The sequence below is a fragment of the Erythrobacter sp. genome (assembly GCF_024305245.1).
Taxonomy (GTDB): Bacteria; Pseudomonadota; Alphaproteobacteria; order Sphingomonadales; family Sphingomonadaceae; genus Erythrobacter.
Genome location: NZ_JAMWYX010000008.1, coordinates 1 through 19,579, shown reverse-complemented (window position 1 = coordinate 19,579; position 19,579 = coordinate 1). Strand labels below are relative to the sequence as shown.

Genomic DNA, 19,579 nt, shown 5'->3' with positions numbered 1-19,579 from the left:
AAACGAACCTCCGGCAGGCTGCGCGTCTGTCGGAGGTTTTTTCTTATGCGTCGCACCATTCCCGCCCTTGCCGCCCTGACCGTAGCGCTAGCCGCCGCTCCCGCTTCTGCCGATGTGGTCGACATTGCGCCCAGCTCGCCGTGGAACGTCGACTTCGCCGAAAACAAGTGTCGTCTCGCACGGGTGTTCGGCGAGGAAGAGAACCGGCATCTCGTCTTCTTTGAGCAATACTGGCCGAGCGGCACTGTCGGCCTATCCGTAGCCGGGCCATCCTACAAACGCTTCCGAAGCCGCCAGCGCACCGAATTGCGGTTTTTTGAAAGTCAGGCGCCGCTGCGGACCCAGCCCTTCACCGGGACCGTCGCCGACTATGGCCCCGGGGTGATTCACTCGTCCATCAACCTCGCGTCGGGCGGGGAAGAGAGCGGCAGTGATGATGCACCGGCCGAAGGTCTGACGCTGCTCGATACCGAATATGCCGGTCAGGTCGCCTTCGTCGGGCTCAAGCAGCGGGGCGACGAGATCCGGTTGCTGACCGGCCCGCTCGACGAAGCCTTCGGCGTGCTTAACCAGTGCACACTGAATCTCGTTGCCGACTGGGGCCTCGATCCCGAACAGCAGCGCACCGCAACGCGAACGCCCGAGTGGACGAACGAGGCGGTGATGGCGCGGCGGATTCAGGCGACCTACCCCACCGGCGCGCTCAATCGCGGCGAACAGGGCATCATGCGATTGCGGGTGATCGTCAACCCGCAGGGACGGGTGGAAGATTGCGCCATCATCAAGGCGACGGAGACCGAGAAACTCGAATCGCCCGCCTGCAAGGTGATGGAAGATGCCACCTTCGAACCCGCGTTGGACGCAGCCGGCCAGCCGATGCGGTCATTCTATGCAACGACAATCACTTACGTGATCGGGCGGTGAGCAGGTCCGGGCGGAATGTGATCGTGTAACATTGCGCCGAATCGCCCTCAGGCCAGCCTTTATATGTCGCACGGAGCCCGAGCCGCTTCGGCGTTGGGCATCCTGGCAGCCGCGATCCAGAACCCTTCGCCACAAGCCGTGTATCTCTGCGCCTGCAGGTGCAAACCGGCGAGCCAATACGCGCCGAGCGGGAACACGATCACGAAGGGTAGCAGACAGGCAGGCAGCACCAGCAGGCGCTTGATCCAGTCTCTGCGCGGCCCGTCAACGTCCTGCCCATGATGGCGGCCGATATACAGGCCCAGTGCAAGCGCAAGCAGCGCGAGCGCTATCGGGAGGGCGATCCAGCCGCCGGTGTCCCAAATGATGATCGGGGCGCTGCCCGAAACGGCATCGACAAAGTCGTAAATCGTGATGGCGGAGAAGCCCAGAAGCGCCACGCCTGCAAGGCCAAGACCCCAGGCAAGCCGAAGGCAGGAGCCTTGCGCGCCGCTGTCACCAGACTTGCTGACCATGCCGGTCACTTATGGCATCGGTTCGGATCACAGCACCCCGGTCAGAAAATGCAGCGTCATCCCCACCAGCCCGCCGACCAGCGTGCCGTTGATGCGGATGAACTGGAGGTCGCGGCCGACCGCGCCTTCGACCCGGTCGGTGATCGTCCCGGCATCCCAGCGCTTCACCGTTTCCGACACCAGCCGCACGATCTGGTCGCCGTAGCGGGTGGCCACGCCGACGGCGGTGCGGCGGGCGAAGCGGTTGATCTGGTGCTGCAAGCGTTCGTCCGCTTGCAGCGCCCCGCCCAGTTCGGCGAGCATGTTGCGCATATCCTCGCCCATCCCGCTTTCAGGATCGCGCGCGCGGGCGATCAGTGAGCGGCGGATGCGTTCCCACACCCCGGTCCACCACACCGCGACCGCGGGGTTGGCAATCAGATCGCGCTTCATCGATTCCACCTTTTCACGGGTGTCGGGATCGTGCTGCAAATCCTGCCCGAGCTTGGCCAGCCCTTCCTCGATCTTGCCGCGCAGCGGGTGATCGGGGTTGACCAGCACGTCGGCCAGCAGCTTGTACAGCCCGTCGAGCACGCTGGAGGAGATCGTCTTGTCGATCCCGGCCCAGCGCAGCACCCCTGCCACGCGCTGATGGATGATCTCGCGCAGGGTGTCCTCGTTGTCCTCGATCGTCAGCCCGGCCCAGCGCACGAACCCGTCGATCAGCGGCTGGTGGCGCTTGTCCGCCATCGTGGTCTCGATCATCCGGCCCGCCAGCGGCGCGATGTCGAGCTTGGACAGCTGGCCCGCCAGCCCGCTGCGCACCTGATTGCCGAGCCGGTCGGGATCGAGCGATTCGAGCACCTCGGCCAGCAGCTCGGCCGCGCCCGCAGTAATGCGTGATCGTTCGTCGGGTGCGCCGCGTTCCGGCGAGGTGGCCAGAAACTCGCCCGCCGCCTTGGCGATGTTCATACCCGCCATGCGCCGCGCGACTACGGCGGGGGTTAGGAAGTTTTCGCGCAGGAAGGCCGCCATGGTGTCGGCGATGCGATCCTTGTTTTCGGGAATGATCGCCGTGTGCGGGATCGGCAGGCCGAGCGGGTGGCGGAACAAGGCGGTCACCGCGAACCAGTCGGCCAGCCCGCCGACCATTGCGGCTTCGGCGAAGGCGTTGATGTATCCCCAGGCCGGATGCGCCGCGACCAGGCCGTGAGTGACGATGAACACCACCGCCATCGCGGCAAGCATTCCGGTCGCCGTCCAGCGCATCCGCCGCGCACGATCAACGGTCAGCGGCTCGCCGCCGAAGGTCAGGGGTCTTGCGGGACGCATTGCCATCGAGCGGTTCTAGCCCGACACGGCCAGCCGCGTCACCCTTTTGTCGTTCATTCGGCCGGTTCGCTGCCCGGCGGCAGGCGCCGCGCAGGCGTGGGCCGCACGCCGCCGGGCAGGCCGGGGAACGGCAAGTCGGGCTCGCCCTCACCGTGCGGACGGGTATCGTCGCCGGGCTTGTAGGTCAGCATCCGATCACGGAGCCACGGCCCGACGCGCTTTTCGAAGCCGTCGGCCAGACTGAAACCGGCCGGCACGATCAGCAGGGTCAGCAGCGTCGAACAGATCAGCCCGCCGATCACCACGATGCCCATCGGCTGCCGCCATGCGCCATCGCCGCTCAACGACAGCGCGACCGGAACCATCCCGGCGGTCATAGCCACGGTGGTCATCACGATCGGCTGCGCGCGCTTGTGCCCTGCATCGAGGATCGCATCGAGCTTGCCGACGCCCTTGTTCATCTCCTCGATCGCGAAGTCGATCAGCAGGATCGAGTTCTTGGACACGATGCCGAGCAGCAGCAGGATGCCGATATAGACCGGCATCGATTGCGGCTGACCAAGCAGCCAGATCAGCAGCACGCCGCCAAGCGGCGCAAGCAACAGCGAGGTCATGTTGACCAGCGGGCTCATCAACCGCTTGTACAGCAGCACCAGCACCGCGAACACCAGCAGGAACCCGGCGACGATCGCGATCATCAGGTTGACCTGCAGTTCGGCCTGCCATTCTTCCTCGCCCACAACATCGCGGATCACGCCTGTGGGCAGGTTCTGCAGCACCGGCAGTGCGTCGATCTGGGCCTGCGCCTCGCCCTTGAGCACACCCGCTGCAAGATCGGCGCCTACCAGCACGCGGCGGTTCTGGTTGTAACGCTGGATCGCGGTCGGCCCCGAACCGAAACTGATCTCCGCCACCCGGCTCAGCGGCACCGATCCGCCACTGGCGGTTTGCACCGGCAGGTTTTCGATGGTGCGGAAATCGGCGCGGGCTTCCTCCGACAGGCGCACCACAATCGGAATCTGGCGGTCGGACAGCGAAAAGCGCGCCGCGTTCTGCTCGATCTCGCCCAGCGTTGCGATGCGGATCGTCTGCGACAGAGCGGCAGTGGTCACGCCCAGTTCGGCGGCGATCTGGTCGCGCGGGGTGATGATGATTTCCGGGCGATTGAGATCGGCGCTGATGCGCGGGGCGACCAGCGTTCGCAGGCCTCTCATCTGCTCCACGAGCTCGGACGCGGCTTCGTCGAGCACTTCGGGATCGGATCCCGCCAGCATCACCGTCATGTCGCGGCCCGATCCGAAGCCGGCGCTTTGCGACTGGAACCGGACGCGCGCGTCGGGGAACTGCGCCAGCGCCGGCGCGAGTTGGCGTTCGAATTCGATCGAACTGCGCGCGCGGTCCTCCTTCAGCTTGATGAAGATCGACGAGGTCTCGCCCAGCCGGATACGTTCGAGCAGACGTTCGACCTCGGGCTCCGTGCGGATCTGGTCGGCGACAGCGTTCACGATCCGCTTGGTCTGGGCCAGTGTCGTGCCGGGCACTGTCTCGATCTCGATACGGCTGTTCTCGTCATCGATGGTCGGCTGGAACTGCGCCGGAGATTGGCCGAACAGCAGGATCGTGACCAGAAACGAAAACCAGCCGATGCCCAGCATCCACACGCGGTGATCGTAGAAGCGCGCGGTCATCCAGCGAATGCCATTCGCCAAGCGGCTGTTCCCGCCAGCGGGCGCTTCGATCAGCTTGAAGGTCAGCAAACCGGCAAGGAAGGTGATCCCCGATACCAACAGCACCTGAACGACATCGAAAATCTTGTACACCAGCTTGTAGATGAAGCCGTTGCTGTCGCTCGATACGGCGCTCGCCACCGACTTGGGAACTTCCAGCCCGGCAATGCCGCCCCACGGCGGAGCCGCGCCCATGCCTCCGGCAATCGCCGCCGAAAACGAGCCATCAAAGCTTTCGAACATGGTGAAGGCAGTCACCACCAGCAACAGGATGACAGTCAGCAGCAAGGAGGGGACGTAGAGGATGCGGCTGCGCGGGCCGTCGATCCCGGCGCGGCGCGCGGCCATCTTTCCGGTATCGAGCGTCCAGGCGAGCACCTGCATGTAGCGGTCGATCATCGCCCCTTCGCCATGTTCGGCGTGACCCTGGGCCTTGAGGAAATAGGCCGCCATCAACGGCGTGATCATGCGCGCGACTGCAAGGCTCATCAGCACCGCGATCACCACCGTGATCCCGAAGTTCTGGAAGAACTGGCCCGACACACCCGGCATCAGGCCGACCGGCAGGAACACCGCGACAATGCAGAAACTGGTGGCGACCACCGGCAGGCCGATTTCGTCGGCGGCGTCGATCGATGCCTGATAGGCGGATTTGCCCATCCGCATATGGCGCACGATATTCTCGATCTCGACGATCGCATCGTCGACCAGCACCCCTGCCACCAGCGCCAGCGCCAGCAGCGAGAGAAAATTGAGGTTGAAGCCGAGCAGATCCATGAACCAGAAGGTCGGGATCGCGGACAGCGGAATGGCGACCGCGCTGATGAAGGTCGCGCGCCAATCGCGCAGGAACAGGAACACCACGACGACCGCCAGCACGGCGCCTTCGATCAGCGCCCAGATCGATGATTCATATTGGCCGCGGGTGTAGGTGGTGCTGGTCGAGAGCTGAATGAATTCAATGCCGGGGTTTTCCGCTTCGATCGCGTCCATTTCGGCGAGAGCGGCGTCGTAGACGGTCAGGTCGGATGCCCCGCGTGCGCGGCTCATCGCGAAATTGACGACTTCCTTGCCATTGACCTCGCTGATCGAGGTGCGTTCGGAATAGCCGTCGCGCACCTTGGCGACGTCGGCCAGCCGCACAGTCCGTCCGCCGCCCAGCTGGATCTGGGTCTGCGACAGCGCATAGGCATCGTCCGAATTGCCGAGCACGCGCAGCGACTGGCGGGTGCCGCCGATTTCGGCGAGCCCGCCTGCGGCATCGAGATTGGTCTGGCGCAGCACGGCGTTGATCTGCGAGGCGGTAACGCCCAACGATTGCATCCGCGCCGGATCGAGGATCACCTCGATTTCGCGGTCGACCCCGCCGAACCGGCTGACTTCGGCCATGCCTTCGATCTTCAGCAAACGCTTGGCCACAGTATCGTCGATGAACCAACTCAACTGTTCGATCGTCATGTCGTCGGCTTCGACTGCGGTGTAGCCGATCGGCTCACCGACGACGTTCACTTTGCGCACCTGCGGTTCGAGAATGCCGTCGGGCAGGTTGCCGCGCACGCCATCGATCGCGGTTTCGACTTCGTTCACCGCCTCGATCAGATTGGTGCCGATCTCGAACTCGACGAAGGTCTGCGAACTGCCCTCGCGCGCGGTCGACTGGATCGAATTGACCCCGGCGATCGATCGCAGCGCGCTTTCCACGCGTTGGGTGATCTGGTTCTCGATCTCGGTCGGTGAAGCGCCCGGCTGCGCGATCTGGACGATCACCGCCGGGAATTCGACATCCGGATTATTGGTTACGTCCATGCGCAGGAAGCTGACGATCCCGGCAAACAACAGCCCGGTGAACAGCACCAGAGGGATCACCGGGTTGCGGATCGACCAGGCCGAGATGTCGCGTAAACTCATGATTGTCCTGCCTGCGCCTTCATGTCTTTCGCTTCTCGTCCGTCAGTTACGCGGTGGGTGCGTGCATTGACGCCGAATTAATTCTGCTGGGCCTGCGGGTTGATCGTCTCGCCCGCGTTCAGGAACCCGCCCGCGCGCAGCACCACCTGCTCCGTGCCCGAAAGCCCTTCGGTAATGGCGATGCCCTGCTTGGTCACCGATCCGATCGTGACCGCGCGGCGCACGGTCTTGTTGTCCTCGCCCACGATGAACACGTAGCTGCCTTCCTCGTCCGCCAGCACCGCGCTTTCGGGAAGCACGGTTGCCGTCAGGCTGCCGCCGTTGATGCGCGCGGTGGCAAAGCCGCCGGGGCGCAGCGCGGATGCGTACGGCAGCGCGATGCGGGCCGTGCCCTGGCGCGAGGCCTGATCGATCACCGGCGAAAGCTGCCATACCTGTCCGGAAAATTCCTTGTCCGACCCGGTCGGGATCACAGTCGCCATGGTGCCGACGCTCAGCCCGGCAAGCTGTTCCTCGCTCAACTGGGCGAGCATTTCCATTTCGCCGCCACGCGCGATGGTGAACAGCGCGCCGGTGCCCGGGCCAACTGTCTGGCCCGGTTCGACATTGCGTTGCAGCACATAGCCAGATGCGGGGGCCAGCACGTTGAGCCGGTCATTGCGGGCGCGCAATTCACGCAACTGCGCCTCTGCCACCCTGACCCGCGCCGCGGCGGCATCGCGCGTCGCGGTCAGCCGGTCGACATCGGCCTTGGAGATGAAGCCGCGCTCCACCAGTTGCAGGGCGCGGTCGAGATTGGCCTGCGCCAGACTGGCGTCCGCGCGCGCGACCTCGATCTGCGCAGCCTGCGCCTCGGCCTGCTGCACTTGCACGCTGCGGTCGATCACCGCCAGCACTTGGCCCTGTTGCACCCAATCGCCGGCATCGACGTTGACGCGCACCACCTGCCCGCCCTCACCTACCGAGCCGACCGGCATCGGGCGGCGCGCAGCCAGCGATCCGGGCGCTTCGATCATGCCGGAAACCGTGGTTTTGCCCGGCGTGATGACTGTCACCACCGGGGCTTGCGAATTGTCGTCGCCGACCGCCACCGGCTCGCCGCCCGCGAGCGCGAAATAGGCGCCGATTGCCAGCAGCAGCCCGAACAGGCCGAGCCCGCCGACGATCAGCCAGCGCGGGACACGCGGCGCGGAGAGCGTCCGTGCGCCTGTGTAATCAGTAGTCACTCCGTCGGCAGCCTCGGCCCGGATGGAGGTTTCGTAGTTCATTGCCATTCCCTCGTCGGAACCTGCAGCCTGCGCGGATGGGGTGGTCCCTGAGTGTATTATCCCGGTAAGTCACCGAGCGCAACGTCCGATAGGCCGCATAGCGCTGGCGGGCAATGCCTGCATCGACGGGTGACTTGGGTTCTAGACGAAGGTCGCTCGGGGGACACTCCGGCCGGTTCCCCGACCGGAGTATTGGAGGCCTTCAGCGCACCCGGCCGCGCTGGATCAGATTGACCACGCCGAGCAGGACAACCGCGCCCAGCACAGCGACCACCAGGCCCATGATCGAGAATTCCTGCACGCTGCCGCCAATGCCGAGCAGCGGGCCGGCGATCAGATTGCCGATGACCGAGCCGACGCAGCCGACCACGATGTTCCAGAAGATGCCCATCGAGGCGTCGCGGTTCATCACCAGACTGGCAAGCCAGCCCGCCACGCCGCCAACGATCAGTGCGATAATCCATCCCATAACATAACTCCCTGTAACGCAAGACACAGGTGTGCCTGGCCCTTGTCAGAGGGTGTTAGAGGTTCTGGCGCAAAGAAGCGAATCCGCGCGCCCGCGTACCGGCTCAGTATTTCAACTGGCGCTGGTACAGGTCGCGATAATGCTGGATCTTGGTGACGCGCAGGCCATGCATGCCCGAGCGATCGACCGCGCGTTGCCACGAGGCAAACTCCTCTAGCGTCAGGCCATAACGCGCCAGCGCCTCGTCGAGCGTCAGCAGGCCGCCATTCACGGCAGCAACCACTTCTGCCTTGCGCCGCACCACCCAGCGCCGGGTATCGGGCGCGGGAAGATCGGCAAGTGTCAACGACTCGCCGAGCGGGCCGATTACCTGTGCGGGGCGGATGTCCTGATTCTCAATCATTTTTGTCTCTCGCATCGCCTCCGGGCGCGTCCATCAAATCAGCGGCATCATCTTGCGAAGCCGCGTCGTGCCGGATTGCCGCGCGTGCGCAATTTCTATCGTCCCAGCCATTAGAGCACTCTAAAGCATCAAGGTTAACGCCGGGTTGGTTGTCGTCGATCATAGCAAAATAGCTTGCGGCAGCATCGCCGAAGCTCGCACCGAGCACGTCGCTCTGACCACGCGATTCGTTACGCAGCAACAGGCGAAGATCACGCGCCGCATTAAGCCGGGCGGTGATTTCGCTCCATTCGACGGCTCGTAGCGCGTCGCCCGCACGCCTTACAGCGCGCGGTTCGAATCGCTCGGCCACAGGCGAGGCAGCGCTGCGCCGCAGGCGTGTGCCGTCCTCTGCCCGCCGGCTGAGCGGTGGGCGAAGCGATGCATAAACGGGGTCGGTCTTTTCGAACATGATGGGATGTCATAATCACAGTGCGTCAACATCGGGTAAAACTGCCATTTACCCGAGCTTAGGAATAGTCCGGGCCGCGCAGGAACCTTGGTAAACGGCGTGAGCGAATCCGGCGCCGCCCTGCGGCACTGGCGAAACCGGGGCGGCATCGCTATATCGCGCCCGCATTCTCATGGATTTGCCGACCCTCTCGAAGGCCGGCCCGCTGACCGGGCCTGATGCCGCCGCCCTGTTCGACCTGCCGCGTGCCGCGCCTGACTGCCGGATCGTCGTGGCGATGAGCGGCGGAGTCGATTCGTCGGTGGTTGCCGCGCTTGCCGCCGCCAGCGGCGCGGAAGTGATCGGCATCACGCTTCAATTATATGATTACGGCGCAGCAACGGGGCGCAAAGGCGCGTGCTGCGCGGGCGACGATATCCGCGATGCGCGCGCCGTGGCCGACCGGCTCGGCATCGCGCATTACGTGTTCGACCATGAAAGCGCCTTCCGCGAGGAGGTGGTGGAACAATTCGCTGACGAATATCTCGCCGGTCGTACGCCGGTGCCCTGTATCCGCTGCAACATGGGGCCGAAATTCACCGACCTGTTCCGCATGGCGCGCGAATTGGGGGCGGATTGCCTCGCCACCGGGCATTATGTCCGGCGGGTGGTGACCACTGGAGGCACACCGCAGCTGCACCGCGCCTTCGATCCGGCGCGCGACCAGTCGTACTTTCTCTATGGCACCACCGAAGCGCAGCTCGAATACCTGCGCTTTCCGCTGGGCGGGATGCCCAAGCCGCAGGTGCGCGAGCTGGCGGAGGCGGCGGGCCTGAGGAACGCGGCCAAGCCCGACAGTCAGGACATCTGCTTCGTGCCCGACGGGAACTACGCCAAGATCGTCACCAAGGTGCGGCCCGAAGGCGCAGCGCCGGGGAACATCGTGCACGCCGCGACCGGCGCGGTGCTCGGCCAGCACAAGGGCATCGTCCACTTCACCGTCGGCCAGCGCAAGGGATTGGAGATCGGCGGCCAGCCCGAACCGCTCTATGTCATCGGCCTCGACGCACCGAACCGCGAAGTGCGCGTCGGGCCGAAGCGGATGCTGGCAGTCAATGCCGCGCGCCTGACCGAAACCAACCGCATCGGACCGCTGCCCGACGAGCCGCTGACCGCCAAGGTGCGCAGTCTGGCCAAGCCCGTGCCGATCACGCTCGAAGGGCCGCTGGGAGATGGCGCGGCGGTGACGATCCGCTTTGCCGCGCCCGAATACGGCGTTGCGCCGGGACAGGCGGCAGTAATCTATGCCGGCGAGCGGGTGGTCGGCGGCGGCTGGATCGATTCGACGGAGAAGGTAGAGAGCTAACTCTTCTCCGTTCGTCCTGAGCTTGTGAACAGAGGCGGTTCTGTCACCCCTCCCACGTCTCCAGCACGCAGCCATAGCCTTCGCGGTAAGTCGCGGTCGCCTCGGCGACCAGCGGGAAGCGGGCGGTGACGCTTTTGGTCTCGGCATCCTCGACCAGCGTGACCGCTTCCATGCCCGCCAGCTTGTCCTTGGTGCAATCCTGCAAGCTGCGTCCGGCAACGAAGCGGCACGAACACCCGACCCGCGCCGAATAGGCCGAAGCGACGCTGCCATAACCGCCAATGGGTTCGCGGAACACCCAGACCGTTCCGGCGAACGCCACAATCGACAGGCCGACCACCCACAGCACCAGCCGCCGCCAATGAATGCCCGACGATTTGGCTGCCGACCGGGCAGACGGGTTCGCTTTCACCATTGCCAAGCCTCCATCCATCGGGAATTGGGGGCGTCATGACCCCTTCGCAGACGCCCCCTAGCCGCGCAGCCGTGCTTGCGCCAGCCCTGCTCATGCTCGCCGCCTGCGGCACCGCCCCGCCTGCCGAGATACCCTTGAGCGACGCGGCACTGGCCGCCGTCACCGCCGATGCGGGCGCGCCGAAAGACCAGCTCGCGCGTCAGATCGACGATCTGTTCACAGGTGAAGGCCTCGGCGAAACCCGCGCGGTGGTGGTAATGGTGGACGGCGATCTCGCCGCCGAACGTTACGCCCCCGGTTATGATGCCGACACGCGCTTCATCAGCTGGTCGATGGCCAAGACCGTCACCGGCGTGCTGATCGGGATGCTGGCGGCAGACGGGTTGCTGGCGCTGGACGAGCCTGCCCCGGTGTCGCTGTGGCAGCGCCCCGGCGATCCGCGCGCCGAAATCACCCTGCGCCACCTGCTGCAGATGCGCAGCGGATTGCGCCACACCGAAGCAGGCGATCCGCCCTACGAATCCTCCGAGGTCAGGATGCTGTTCCTCGACGGGCGCGACAACATGGCGCGTTGGGCTGAAGAGCAACCGCTGGAGGCCGAGCCGGGCAAGACCTTCGAATATTCGTCCAACACCAGCGTGATCCTCGCCGATATTGCCGCGCGCGCGCTGACCGACAGCGCCGATCCCGAGGCGCGGCGCAAGGCGGTGGCGAATTACCTGCAGGAACGATTGTTCGGACCGCTCGGCATGACCAGCATGGTGCCCGAATTCGATGCCAGCGGCACGCTGATCGGCGGCAGCCTGATGCATGCGAGCGCGCGCGACTGGGCCAAGCTGGGCGAGATGCTGCGCCGCAAGGGCCGCGCGCCGGGCGGCGAGCAACTGGTGCCGAGCCGCTGGGTCGAGGCGATGGTGACCCCCAGCCCCGCCAGTCCGCATTACGGCTTCCAGACCTGGCTGAACCGACCGATCCCCGGCGCGGAAGTGGGCGAGCACCCGCTGTTCCCCGACCGCGCGCCCGATAGCCTGTTCTCGCTGATCGGCCATATGGGGCAGTATGTCCTTGTCTCGCCGAGCCAGCGCGTCACGCTGGTGCGGCTCGGCCATTCGGACAGTGCGCAGCGCCCACCAATGTTGCAGCAGGCGGCGGATGTGCTGGAATTGTATCCGGAAATTTAGTGTTTCCCATGCCATCCGGCGTGCGAAATCCTCGCTCATGCGACCAGAAGACCGGGTGCCCCGCCTGCTGCGGTTGAGCTTCGCTCCCGCTGCGGGCGGCCGTGCATGTGTGCTTCGCACGTCTGCGCTTTCGGCTCCGACTCCGGCCTTGCGGACCCAGCGGGTCCGATCACTCAGAGATAGAAGCTCCCCTCCACCACCGTGACGCATGGCCCGCCGAGCCATGCCTTTTCGCCCCGCTCGACTTTGGCCAGCCGCAGCGTCAGATCCCCGCCGCGCTTGCTTGCCTGATGCGCGGTAAAGCTGGTCCGCCCCAGCCGCTTGGCCCAGTAAGGGGTGAGCGCCGCGTGGGCCGATCCGGTGACGCTGTCCTCGTCCACTCCGCCGCCGGGCACGAACACGCGGCTGACGATGTCGGTCGCATCGCCCGGCGCGGTGACGATGAACTGGTCTTTGCCGAGTGCCTCCAAACCGCGGATGTCGGGCGAAAGGCCGCGCACTGCCGCTTCGTCGGCATAAAGGTAGATATTGTAGCCCAGCTCCGAACGAACCACTTGCTGCGGCTCGGCCCCCAGCAGCCGGATCGCTTCGGCCTGATTCTCAGCCGCGTCCGGTGCAGTGGCAATCGCCGGGAGCGCGAGTTCATAGGCATCGCCAGCGCGCACCACCTCCAGAACGCCCGATTGGCGTGTCCGGAACATGACCCTGTTCCCGCCGTCCCGCGTCAACAGCACATGCCCACTCGCCAGCGTCGCATGGCCGCACAGCGCGATTTCATAGGTCGGCGTGCACCAGCGCAGCTCCCAATCGGCCTCACCGGTCGTATCGCGCACGACGAAGGCGGTTTCGGCAAACAGGTTCTCGGCCCCGATCGCCACCAGCACATCATCGGGCAGCCATTCGTCCAGCACCATCACCGCCGCCTGATTGCCGCCGAAGGGCTGCGCGCTGAAGGCATCAACGTGCCAGTAAGGGATTGCCTGTGTCATTCGGGCCTCAGGGGTAAAGCAGCGTATCGGACCACGCCGATTCGGCGCTGGCGCGGATGAATTCGCGGCGGTCATGCAGCCGGTTTTCGCGGTCGATCCAGAACTCAATCCGGCGCGGGGAGAGCGTGAAACCCGTCCAGTGCGGCGGGCGCGGCACCTTGCCTGTCCTCTCGTGCGCGCCCCAGATTTCCTGCACCCGGTCGAGATAGGTCTGGCGATCCGGCAGCGGGCGCGATTGGTCGCTGGCGGCGCTGCCGACCTGGCTCTTGAACGGGCGCGAATGGAAATAGGCGTCGGCGGCTTCGGGTGTCACTTCGGTCAGCGGGCCTTCGATCCGGATCTGGCGGCGCAGGCTCTTCCAGTGGAACAGCAGCGCGGCCTGCATATTGGCGCGGATATGCCCGCCTTTCCGGCTCTCGGCGTTGGTGAAGAAGGTGAACCCGCCGCCCGCGATGGCGTGGCGCCCATGCCCCTTCAGCAGCACCATCCGTACCGACGGCGCAGCGTCAGCCGTGGCGGTGGCGAGCGCCATGGCGTTGGGATCGTTGATCTCGGCAGCCTTTGCATCGGCAAACCATTCGTCGAACAGGCCAAAGGGATCGGCTCCGGCGCGAATCACGCTATCGGCCAGCTGGGCATCATCTAGTGCGGGGGGATGGGGTTCGTTCATCGAAATGCCCTTCAAACTGAAGCAGGAGACAGATGAGAGACTGTCCAGAAGCGCAAAAACCGCCCGCCGCGAAGGATCGTTCCTGCGCCTGCGCTATCTAGGCAGGCAGCCCTCGCGGCGCAACGGTGATGCGCTGTCAGCAGTGAGCAGGAAAGCGGGGCGTCGGCCCGCTGTGTCGGTCTGGCCGCAACGCTGGATTCCGCCCGCAGCGACCTGATGGTGAATTTTGCCTGACGACTCCGCTTGCTCCCCGCTTGCGCAAGGCGACTGTCTCACCTAGCTAACGCACCATGCGCGATCCCTACAGCACGCTCGGCATTGCCCGCACCGCTTCCGAAGCGGACATCAAAAGCGCCTATCGCAAGCTTGCCAAGGAGCTGCACCCTGATCGCAACAAGGATAATCCCAACGCATCGGAGAAGTTCTCCGATGCCACCCGCGCCTATGATCTGTTGTCGGACAAGGCGAAGCGCGCGCAGTTCGACCGCGGCGAGATCGATGCCGAGGGCAACCCCGCCAATCCCTTCGCCGGAATGGGCGGACGCGGTGGCTATGGCCGAGCCAGTTACGGCGCCGGTCCCGGTGCCGGTGCCGGTGCCGGTGCCGGTGCCGGTGCCGGTGCCGGGCCGAATGGCGGCGATTTCGGCGGGTTCAACCCCGACGAGGTCGATCTGGGCGATCTGTTCGAAGGGCTGTTCGGCGGCCGAGCGCGCCAGCAGCAGCCACCAAACGCCCGGCGCGGCTTTGGGCGGCAGGCCCCGCCCCCGCCCCGGCGCGGCGCGGATATCCAGTACCGGCTCGCCGTGCCGTTCGTCGAAGCCGCTGCGGGCCGCGATCAGCGCATCACGCTGGCCGATGGCAAGGCGATCAGCCTGAAACTGCCCGCCGGGGTGGAAGACGGTACGATGATGCGTTTGAAGGGCAAGGGCCACCCTGGCACCGGCGGTCCGGGCGACGGGATCGTGATGGTCGAAGTCGGCACCCATCCCTTCTTCACCCGCGAGGGCGACAATATCCGCATGGACCTGCCGATCACGCTCGACGAAGCGGTGCGCGGGACCAAGGTGAAATGCCCCACGGTCGATGGCCCGGTGATGCTGACGATCAAGCCTGGATCGGGCGGCGGCACGGTGCTGCGGCTGGGGGGCAAGGGTTGGACCAAAAAAACCGGCGGCAACACCGCCGATGGCAAGCCCGAACGCGGCGATCAGCTGGTGACGCTGGAAGTCCAGCTCCCTACCGATCTCGCCGCACTGGAAGAACGTCTCGACGGATGGGTTGATACCGCACGACCGCGGGAGAAGTTCGGCCTGTAGATGCCGAACTTCAGGAAGCAACACCATAATGAGCGCCAACCAACTCCCCCCTCCAGAAGAGCGGGAAGTGCGCTCGCACTCGCCCGAGGCGCGGCGCAAGGCACGGGCGCGCGGCGAGAACCGGGATAGCGGGCTTAAGGCACGGCTGCGGCGGCAGCTGGGTCCGGGCACCAAGGTGTTCGAAGTGGCAGGCCGGGTGGCGGCGGGCACCTATACCGAAGGGTTCATCCATGCCGGGAACCTCGCCTATCTGGCAATGCTGGCGATCTTCCCGTTCTTCATCCTGGGCGCGGCGCTGTTCGAACTGATCGGCGGCCGCGAAAGCGCGGAAGGCATGATCGACGCGATCAGTGTTACCCTGCCGCCTACCGTCTCCGGGGTGATCACGCCGGTGGCTGAGGACGTGATCTATGCCCGGTCGGGCTGGCTGCTGTGGGCGGGCGCAGGGGTGGCGCTGTGGACCGTGACCAGCCTGATCGAGACGATCCGCGACATCCTGCGCCGCGCCTATGGCACCAAGTCGACCGCGGCTTTCTGGAAGACCCGGCTGCTCTCTGCAGGACTGATTCTGGCGGCGGTGCTGGTGCTGATGATCTCGCTGTTCGCGCAGGTGATGATCGGCGCTGCACAAGAGGTGATCCAGGCGTTCTTCCCGCAACTGGGCGAGCTGATCGATACCCTACGCCTGTCGCGAATCGTCCCCGCGGTGGGGTTGGCAGGATCGCTGTGGGTGCTGTTCTACACGCTTACCCCCCATGTTTACCGCGCGCGCCGCTATCCCAAGTGGCCCGGATCGCTGTTCACCACCGCGTGGTGGCTGGGCGTCACCGCCGCGCTGCCGGTAGTGCTGCGCAGCTTCTTCACCTATGATCTGACCTATGGCAGCCTTGCCGGGATCATGGTGACGTTGTTCTTTTTCTGGCTGATCGGGCTCGGCCTCGTTATCGGCGCACAATTGAATGCGGCGCTGACCGAGCCAGAGCGCGAGGAACAGCCCCCAGCCGAGGAGATGGCAGGATGAACGATAGCAACGGCACGCAGGATCGGGGCGGCACCCTAATGCAGGGTAAGCGCGGCTTGATCATGGGCCTCGCCAACGACAAGTCGCTGGCATGGGGCATCGCCAAGAAGCTGGCCGAACATGGTGCCGAACTGGCGTTCTCCTATCAGGGCGAGGCGCTGGCCAAGCGGGTGAAACCGCTAGCGGAGCAACTCGGCAGCGATTTCACCTTTGAATGCGACGTTTCCAGCATGGAATCGCTAGATGCGGCCTTTGCAACGCTGAAGGAGCGTTGGGACAGCATCGATTTCGTCGTCCACGCGATCGGCTATTCGGACAAAAACGAACTGCGCGGTCAATATGTCGACACCAGCCTCGACAACTTCCTGATGACCATGAACATTTCCGCCTATTCGCTGGTGGCGATTACCCAGCGCGCGGCGGCGATGATGCCCGAAACCGGCGGGGCGATCGTGACGCTGAGCTATTACGGCGCGGAAAAGGTAATCCCGCACTACAACGTGATGGGCGTGGCCAAGGCGGCGCTGGAGACCAGCGTCAAATATCTCGCCAACGACCTCGGCCCGCGCAACATTCGCGTGAACGCGATCAGCGCCGGGCCGATCAAGACGCTGGCCGCGAGCGGGATCGGCGATTTCCGCTATATTCTCAAATGGAACGAGCTGAACGCGCCGCTGCGCCGCAATGTCACGATCGACGATGTCGGCGGGGCCGGGCTTTACCTGCTGTCCGACCTGTCATCAGGCGTCACCGGCGAGACCCATCACGTCGATGCGGGTTATCATGTCGTGGGGATGAAGCAGGAAGACGCGCCCGATATAGCACTGGGGTGATATGGTCGGGGAGATGGAGGCGTGAAGTGCCCTTTCATCAATCACGTCGTTGTATCATAGCCTTTGCTTTATTTGGGTTCGCTTGGCTTATATTAAACAGCCACGGGTGCGGCAGCCGCGGGTAGTGCATTTCACGCCCCCCTATGGATCCCCAAAATATATGCCGAAATATTGTCCAAGCGGTGCGATCACCATGGTTGGGTCAGACATGACCAGCGCCCACAGATTGAAGCTGACCGATGCAATACGCCAAGTGTCGCCGGCACACAGACACCGGAAAGGCGAGCTGCGATTGCGGCCGGGCTATCGTTCGATAGGGAGAACTACAGAACTGGTGAGTTCAACACGGCAGCGATTTATCAGCGGACCTTATCAGGCCTCGCCTTCGCTTCGGCCTTGAGCTCCTCAATGCGTTGAGAGCAAATCTCATGCACAACGCGGCCGAGCCCCTCGATCTGCGAGCCAAGCCATTGGAGTTCTTGGCTCGTGACGCGGTAATGCTTCGAGTAGCGCGCCTTGACGTAGGCGTCCTTGAGCTTTTCGAAAAGCGCACGATCGCGCTTCGTCTCGCGTGGCCAGACATAGGTGAGGCGCGGGTCGATCCGCTCGGCTTGGGTACGCAGGAAGCCGAGATTGTGGACGTGCGGAGTGTAGAAGGTGCAGACCAGCAAAACCGAGTGGTAAAGGCGCTCGACGGTCTGGTGCAAATCGAAAGCTGCATTCTTGTAGAATTGGCTCGCAATGTCGAATTTCGCGATCTCATAGCGCTTCATCGCGGCCGGATACCACTCCTCAAAATACTCCTGCGCCATGGCAAGCGCCTGCGTTGGCGTCTTGGGCTTGGGCGTGTGGAGCTCGGTGTTGTCGGACTGGTAGACCGCGATGCCTTCGGCCTTCACATCCATGAAGAAATACCGCCCATGGGCAAGCCCGTCGTTCACCTCCTGCAGGGTGTGGACGATGAAATTGACCGGCGTCTGCATCGTGCCGGTCACGCCATACTCGCGCATCAGCCGCTCATCCAGCTTGGACCAGTACTTCACGCGGTCGGTGAGCCGCTTGTCACTGACAATGATCAGCAGATCGAAGTCTGAACGGTAGCCCTTGGCGGTGTGGGGTTCGTCGACCCAAGTGCCGCGCGCATAGCTGCCATAGAGGATCACCTTGAGGATGCGCCCAGCCTTCTTCCATTCGTGCTTGGCGAGCGCGAAAGCGTCGTCGAACTCCCTCGAAGATCAGCTGCACCACGCGCTCAAGCTCGCGCTGCTTTTGCGGGGGCAGATGATCGAGATCGGTGCGCATCACTGTACTCTAGCAAGCCATTGAACAGCTTGCACCTCCCCTCTGCAAAGGCGCGCCGCGACGGCGCACCCCAAAGCGCTGAGGAGCGGTGCACCGGTGTGCGGCCCTATGCCTCTCGTCCGGCCCGCCGCCAGATCGGCGCAATCTCACCGGTCTATCGCGCAACTGGACAAAGTGGTCCTTCCACCACTGCGACATTTCGGCGCGCTCAAGTTCGCGATGCTTTCGCGGTGGGGATGTCGATGCCCTAGCTCCGATATCAGCTTACCCCGTGGGTCTCCCCATAACGTCTCGGATTAAACCAGCGATCCTCGTAACCACGGGTGCAATTTTGAAGTCGAGTTGCTGTCAACCTTGAAATTTTTGGACAGATTTTGATTCTCTAAGCATCTTAGGACTCCAAGGTCTGTGGCCGGAAATCCGCAGACTCTAGAGCAGCGGCTGCCACCAGCGCTCATTCTCGAGATACCACCGCAGGGTTTGGCGCAATCCGGTCTCGAACCCCTGCTCCGGGGCGTAGTCCAGTTCGGAGCGCGCCTTGGTCTCGTCGATCGCGTAACGACGATCATGGCCTGCCCGGTCGGTGACGAAGGTCTTGAGCGTATCAGTGCGTTCGCCCTGCGCAGCCGGCGCCGCAGGGTAGCGCTGGGCCAGCCCGTCTATCTCGGCAAAGGCACGGTCCACTTCGGCGCAGACCGTATCGATCACAGTCATGTTGGGCAATTCTGCCCCGCCACCAATATTGTAGGTTTCGCCCGGGCGTCCGCGGAGCAGACAGGCCTCGATCCCGCGGCAATGATCCTCAACATGCAGCCAGTCGCGCACGTTCATCCCGTCGCCGTAGATCGGGAGGTTGCGCCCGTGCAGCGCGTTCAGAAGGAACAGCGGGATCAGTTTTTCGGGATACTGGTACGGGCCGTAGTTGTTCGAGCAATTGCTGGTCGTCACCTCGAGCCCGAAGGTGTGGTGGTATGCGCGCACCAGATGGTCGGACGCGGCCTTGCTCGCCGAATAGGGCGAATTGGGGGCATAGGGCGTGATCTCGGAGAACGCCGGATCATTCGGGCCGAGCGAACCGAACACTTCGTCAGTGGAGATGTGATGGAAGCGGTGGGGCTGGCCGCTGCCCGCCAGCCAGACCGCACGCGCCGCCTTCAGCAGGCTGTTGGTCCCCAGGATGTTGGTATCGATGAAGGCATCGGGACCGCTGATCGAGCGGTCGACATGGCTCTCGGCTGCAAAATGCACCACTGTCGTGATGGCATGATCGCGCAGCAGTTGCTCGACCAGCGCGGTGTCGCGGATATCGCCTTCGATCAGCTCGGCATTGGCTGCGCCTTCAATCGTCGAGCGATTGCCGGCATAGGTCAGCGCATCGAGCACGATTACCCTGTCGTCGGGATGATGCGCGTTCCAGTAATGGACGAAATTGCCGCCGATAAATCCGGCCCCGCCGGTCACAAGCACATTAGCCACGTTTTGCTTCCTCTTCGAGCATCAGGCGCAGGTTTGCGCGCCAGGGCACCGGCGC

The 19,579-nt window shown here is 64.3% G+C and carries 17 protein-coding genes and 1 pseudogene; 6 read left to right on the top strand and 12 right to left on the bottom strand.

The features are described from left to right. Window positions 1-45 precede the first annotated feature (45 nt). A complete protein-coding gene (locus Q0L48_RS11615) occupies window positions 46-924 on the top strand; it encodes an energy transducer TonB (RefSeq protein ID WP_296721166.1) in 879 nt (292 codons plus the stop codon). Between the two features lie 59 nt (window positions 925-983). Here Q0L48_RS11615 and Q0L48_RS11610 read toward each other — a convergent pair whose 3' ends face one another. The 7 genes from Q0L48_RS11610 to Q0L48_RS11580 form a co-directional block, all read right to left on the bottom strand. Next, entirely contained in the window at window positions 984-1,439 is a 456-nt protein-coding gene (locus Q0L48_RS11610) for a hypothetical protein (protein WP_296721165.1), read from the bottom strand. A 27-nt stretch (window positions 1,440-1,466) separates the two neighbouring features. Further along, a complete protein-coding gene (locus tag Q0L48_RS11605) occupies window positions 1,467-2,756 on the bottom strand; it encodes a DUF445 domain-containing protein (protein WP_296721163.1) in 1,290 nt (429 codons plus the stop codon). Window positions 2,757-2,803: 47 nt separating this feature from the next. Beyond that, a complete protein-coding gene (locus Q0L48_RS11600; RefSeq protein ID WP_296721161.1) occupies window positions 2,804-6,385 on the bottom strand; it encodes an efflux RND transporter permease subunit in 3,582 nt (1,193 codons plus the stop codon). Window positions 6,386-6,462: 77 nt separating this feature from the next. After that, window positions 6,463-7,653, bottom strand: a complete 1,191-nt coding sequence (locus tag Q0L48_RS11595; protein WP_296721159.1) for an efflux RND transporter periplasmic adaptor subunit — start codon at window positions 7,651-7,653, stop codon at window positions 6,463-6,465. A gap of 202 nt (window positions 7,654-7,855) precedes the next feature. Beyond that, window positions 7,856-8,122 (bottom strand): GlsB/YeaQ/YmgE family stress response membrane protein, encoded by a 267-nt coding sequence (locus Q0L48_RS11590; protein ID WP_296721157.1) that lies wholly within the window; start codon window positions 8,120-8,122, stop codon window positions 7,856-7,858. 103 nt (window positions 8,123-8,225) lie between these two features. Further along, window positions 8,226-8,525 (bottom strand): DUF1153 domain-containing protein, encoded by a 300-nt coding sequence (locus tag Q0L48_RS11585; protein WP_296721156.1) that lies wholly within the window; start codon window positions 8,523-8,525, stop codon window positions 8,226-8,228. Further along, window positions 8,518-8,976 carry a hypothetical protein gene (locus Q0L48_RS11580; protein WP_296721154.1) on the bottom strand — a complete coding sequence of 153 codons (459 nt, stop codon included), beginning with the start codon at window positions 8,974-8,976 and terminating at the stop codon, window positions 8,518-8,520. The genes Q0L48_RS11585 and Q0L48_RS11580 overlap by 8 nt, the downstream gene beginning before the upstream one ends. Window positions 8,977-9,148: 172 nt before the next feature. Between Q0L48_RS11580 and mnmA the strand changes: the two genes are divergently transcribed. Then, complete coding sequence (gene mnmA, locus Q0L48_RS11575) at window positions 9,149-10,321, top strand: tRNA 2-thiouridine(34) synthase MnmA (protein WP_296721153.1); 1,173 nt, start codon at window positions 9,149-9,151, stop codon at window positions 10,319-10,321. A 43-nt stretch (window positions 10,322-10,364) separates the two neighbouring features. Here mnmA and Q0L48_RS11570 read toward each other — a convergent pair whose 3' ends face one another. Beyond that, window positions 10,365-10,736 carry a hypothetical protein gene (locus Q0L48_RS11570; protein ID WP_296721152.1) on the bottom strand — a complete coding sequence of 124 codons (372 nt, stop codon included), beginning with the start codon at window positions 10,734-10,736 and terminating at the stop codon, window positions 10,365-10,367. 35 nt (window positions 10,737-10,771) lie between these two features. Here Q0L48_RS11570 and Q0L48_RS11565 point away from each other — a divergent pair, with 35 nt between their 5' ends. Further along, window positions 10,772-11,917 (top strand): serine hydrolase, encoded by a 1,146-nt coding sequence (locus Q0L48_RS11565; protein ID WP_296721150.1) that lies wholly within the window; start codon window positions 10,772-10,774, stop codon window positions 11,915-11,917. A gap of 173 nt (window positions 11,918-12,090) precedes the next feature. Here Q0L48_RS11565 and Q0L48_RS11560 read toward each other — a convergent pair whose 3' ends face one another. Then, a complete protein-coding gene (locus Q0L48_RS11560; protein ID WP_296721148.1) occupies window positions 12,091-12,906 on the bottom strand; it encodes a PhzF family phenazine biosynthesis protein in 816 nt (271 codons plus the stop codon). A 7-nt stretch (window positions 12,907-12,913) separates the two neighbouring features. Continuing rightward, window positions 12,914-13,576: a pyridoxamine 5'-phosphate oxidase gene (pdxH, locus tag Q0L48_RS11555; protein ID WP_296721146.1), complete on the bottom strand. Its 663-nt coding sequence runs from the start codon at window positions 13,574-13,576 to the stop codon at window positions 12,914-12,916. Between the two features lie 290 nt (window positions 13,577-13,866). Here pdxH and Q0L48_RS11550 point away from each other — a divergent pair, with 290 nt between their 5' ends. Genes Q0L48_RS11550 through fabI form a run of 3 tightly spaced genes read left to right on the top strand, consistent with a single transcriptional unit; the run spans window position 13,867 to window position 16,746 of the window. Next, window positions 13,867-14,892, top strand: coding sequence for a DnaJ C-terminal domain-containing protein (locus Q0L48_RS11550; RefSeq protein ID WP_296721143.1), 1,026 nt, complete (start codon window positions 13,867-13,869; stop codon window positions 14,890-14,892). Between the two features lie 28 nt (window positions 14,893-14,920). Continuing rightward, the gene (locus Q0L48_RS11545) at window positions 14,921-15,913 is read left to right on the top strand and encodes a YihY/virulence factor BrkB family protein (protein ID WP_296721141.1); all 993 of its coding nucleotides are present in this window, start codon (window positions 14,921-14,923) and stop codon (window positions 15,911-15,913) included. Further along, window positions 15,910-16,746, top strand: a complete 837-nt coding sequence (gene fabI, locus Q0L48_RS11540) for an enoyl-ACP reductase FabI (RefSeq protein WP_296721140.1) — start codon at window positions 15,910-15,912, stop codon at window positions 16,744-16,746. Before Q0L48_RS11545 ends, fabI begins: the two co-directional genes overlap by 4 nt. Window positions 16,747-17,105: 359 nt before the next feature. Here the strand turns inward: fabI and Q0L48_RS11535 are convergent. Both Q0L48_RS11535 and rfbB read right to left on the bottom strand, forming a co-directional pair. After that, a pseudogene (locus Q0L48_RS11535) lies at window positions 17,106-18,048 on the bottom strand (HEPN domain-containing protein). Between the two features lie 429 nt (window positions 18,049-18,477). Beyond that, window positions 18,478-19,524, bottom strand: a complete 1,047-nt coding sequence (gene rfbB, locus Q0L48_RS11530; RefSeq protein ID WP_296721138.1) for a dTDP-glucose 4,6-dehydratase — start codon at window positions 19,522-19,524, stop codon at window positions 18,478-18,480. Window positions 19,525-19,579 lie beyond the last annotated feature (55 nt).

Bases quoted from the DNA above. Each gene is read 5' to 3' on its own strand.
- Q0L48_RS11590 (WP_296721157.1), bottom strand. From the start codon at position 8,122: ATGGGATGGATTATCGCACTGATCGTTGGCGGCGTGGCGGGCTGGCTT.
- fabI (WP_296721140.1), top strand. From the start codon at position 15,910: ATGAACGATAGCAACGGCACGCAGGATCGGGGCGGCACCCTAATGCAG.
- Q0L48_RS11565 (WP_296721150.1), top strand. From the start codon at position 10,772: ATGACCCCTTCGCAGACGCCCCCTAGCCGCGCAGCCGTGCTTGCGCCA.
- pdxH (WP_296721146.1), bottom strand. From the start codon at position 13,576: ATGAACGAACCCCATCCCCCCGCACTAGATGATGCCCAGCTGGCCGAT.
- Q0L48_RS11570 (WP_296721152.1), bottom strand. From the start codon at position 10,736: ATGGTGAAAGCGAACCCGTCTGCCCGGTCGGCAGCCAAATCGTCGGGC.
- Q0L48_RS11610 (WP_296721165.1), bottom strand. From the start codon at position 1,439: ATGGTCAGCAAGTCTGGTGACAGCGGCGCGCAAGGCTCCTGCCTTCGG.
- Q0L48_RS11605 (WP_296721163.1), bottom strand. From the start codon at position 2,756: ATGGCAATGCGTCCCGCAAGACCCCTGACCTTCGGCGGCGAGCCGCTG.
- Q0L48_RS11560 (WP_296721148.1), bottom strand. From the start codon at position 12,906: ATGACACAGGCAATCCCTTACTGGCACGTTGATGCCTTCAGCGCGCAG.
- Q0L48_RS11585 (WP_296721156.1), bottom strand. From the start codon at position 8,525: ATGATTGAGAATCAGGACATCCGCCCCGCACAGGTAATCGGCCCGCTC.
- Q0L48_RS11580 (WP_296721154.1), bottom strand. From the start codon at position 8,976: ATGTTCGAAAAGACCGACCCCGTTTATGCATCGCTTCGCCCACCGCTC.
- mnmA (WP_296721153.1), top strand. From the start codon at position 9,149: ATGGATTTGCCGACCCTCTCGAAGGCCGGCCCGCTGACCGGGCCTGAT.
- Q0L48_RS11600 (WP_296721161.1), bottom strand. From the start codon at position 6,385: ATGAGTTTACGCGACATCTCGGCCTGGTCGATCCGCAACCCGGTGATC.
- Q0L48_RS11545 (WP_296721141.1), top strand. From the start codon at position 14,921: ATGAGCGCCAACCAACTCCCCCCTCCAGAAGAGCGGGAAGTGCGCTCG.
- Q0L48_RS11615 (WP_296721166.1), top strand. From the start codon at position 46: ATGCGTCGCACCATTCCCGCCCTTGCCGCCCTGACCGTAGCGCTAGCC.
- Q0L48_RS11595 (WP_296721159.1), bottom strand. From the start codon at position 7,653: ATGAACTACGAAACCTCCATCCGGGCCGAGGCTGCCGACGGAGTGACT.
- Q0L48_RS11550 (WP_296721143.1), top strand. From the start codon at position 13,867: ATGCGCGATCCCTACAGCACGCTCGGCATTGCCCGCACCGCTTCCGAA.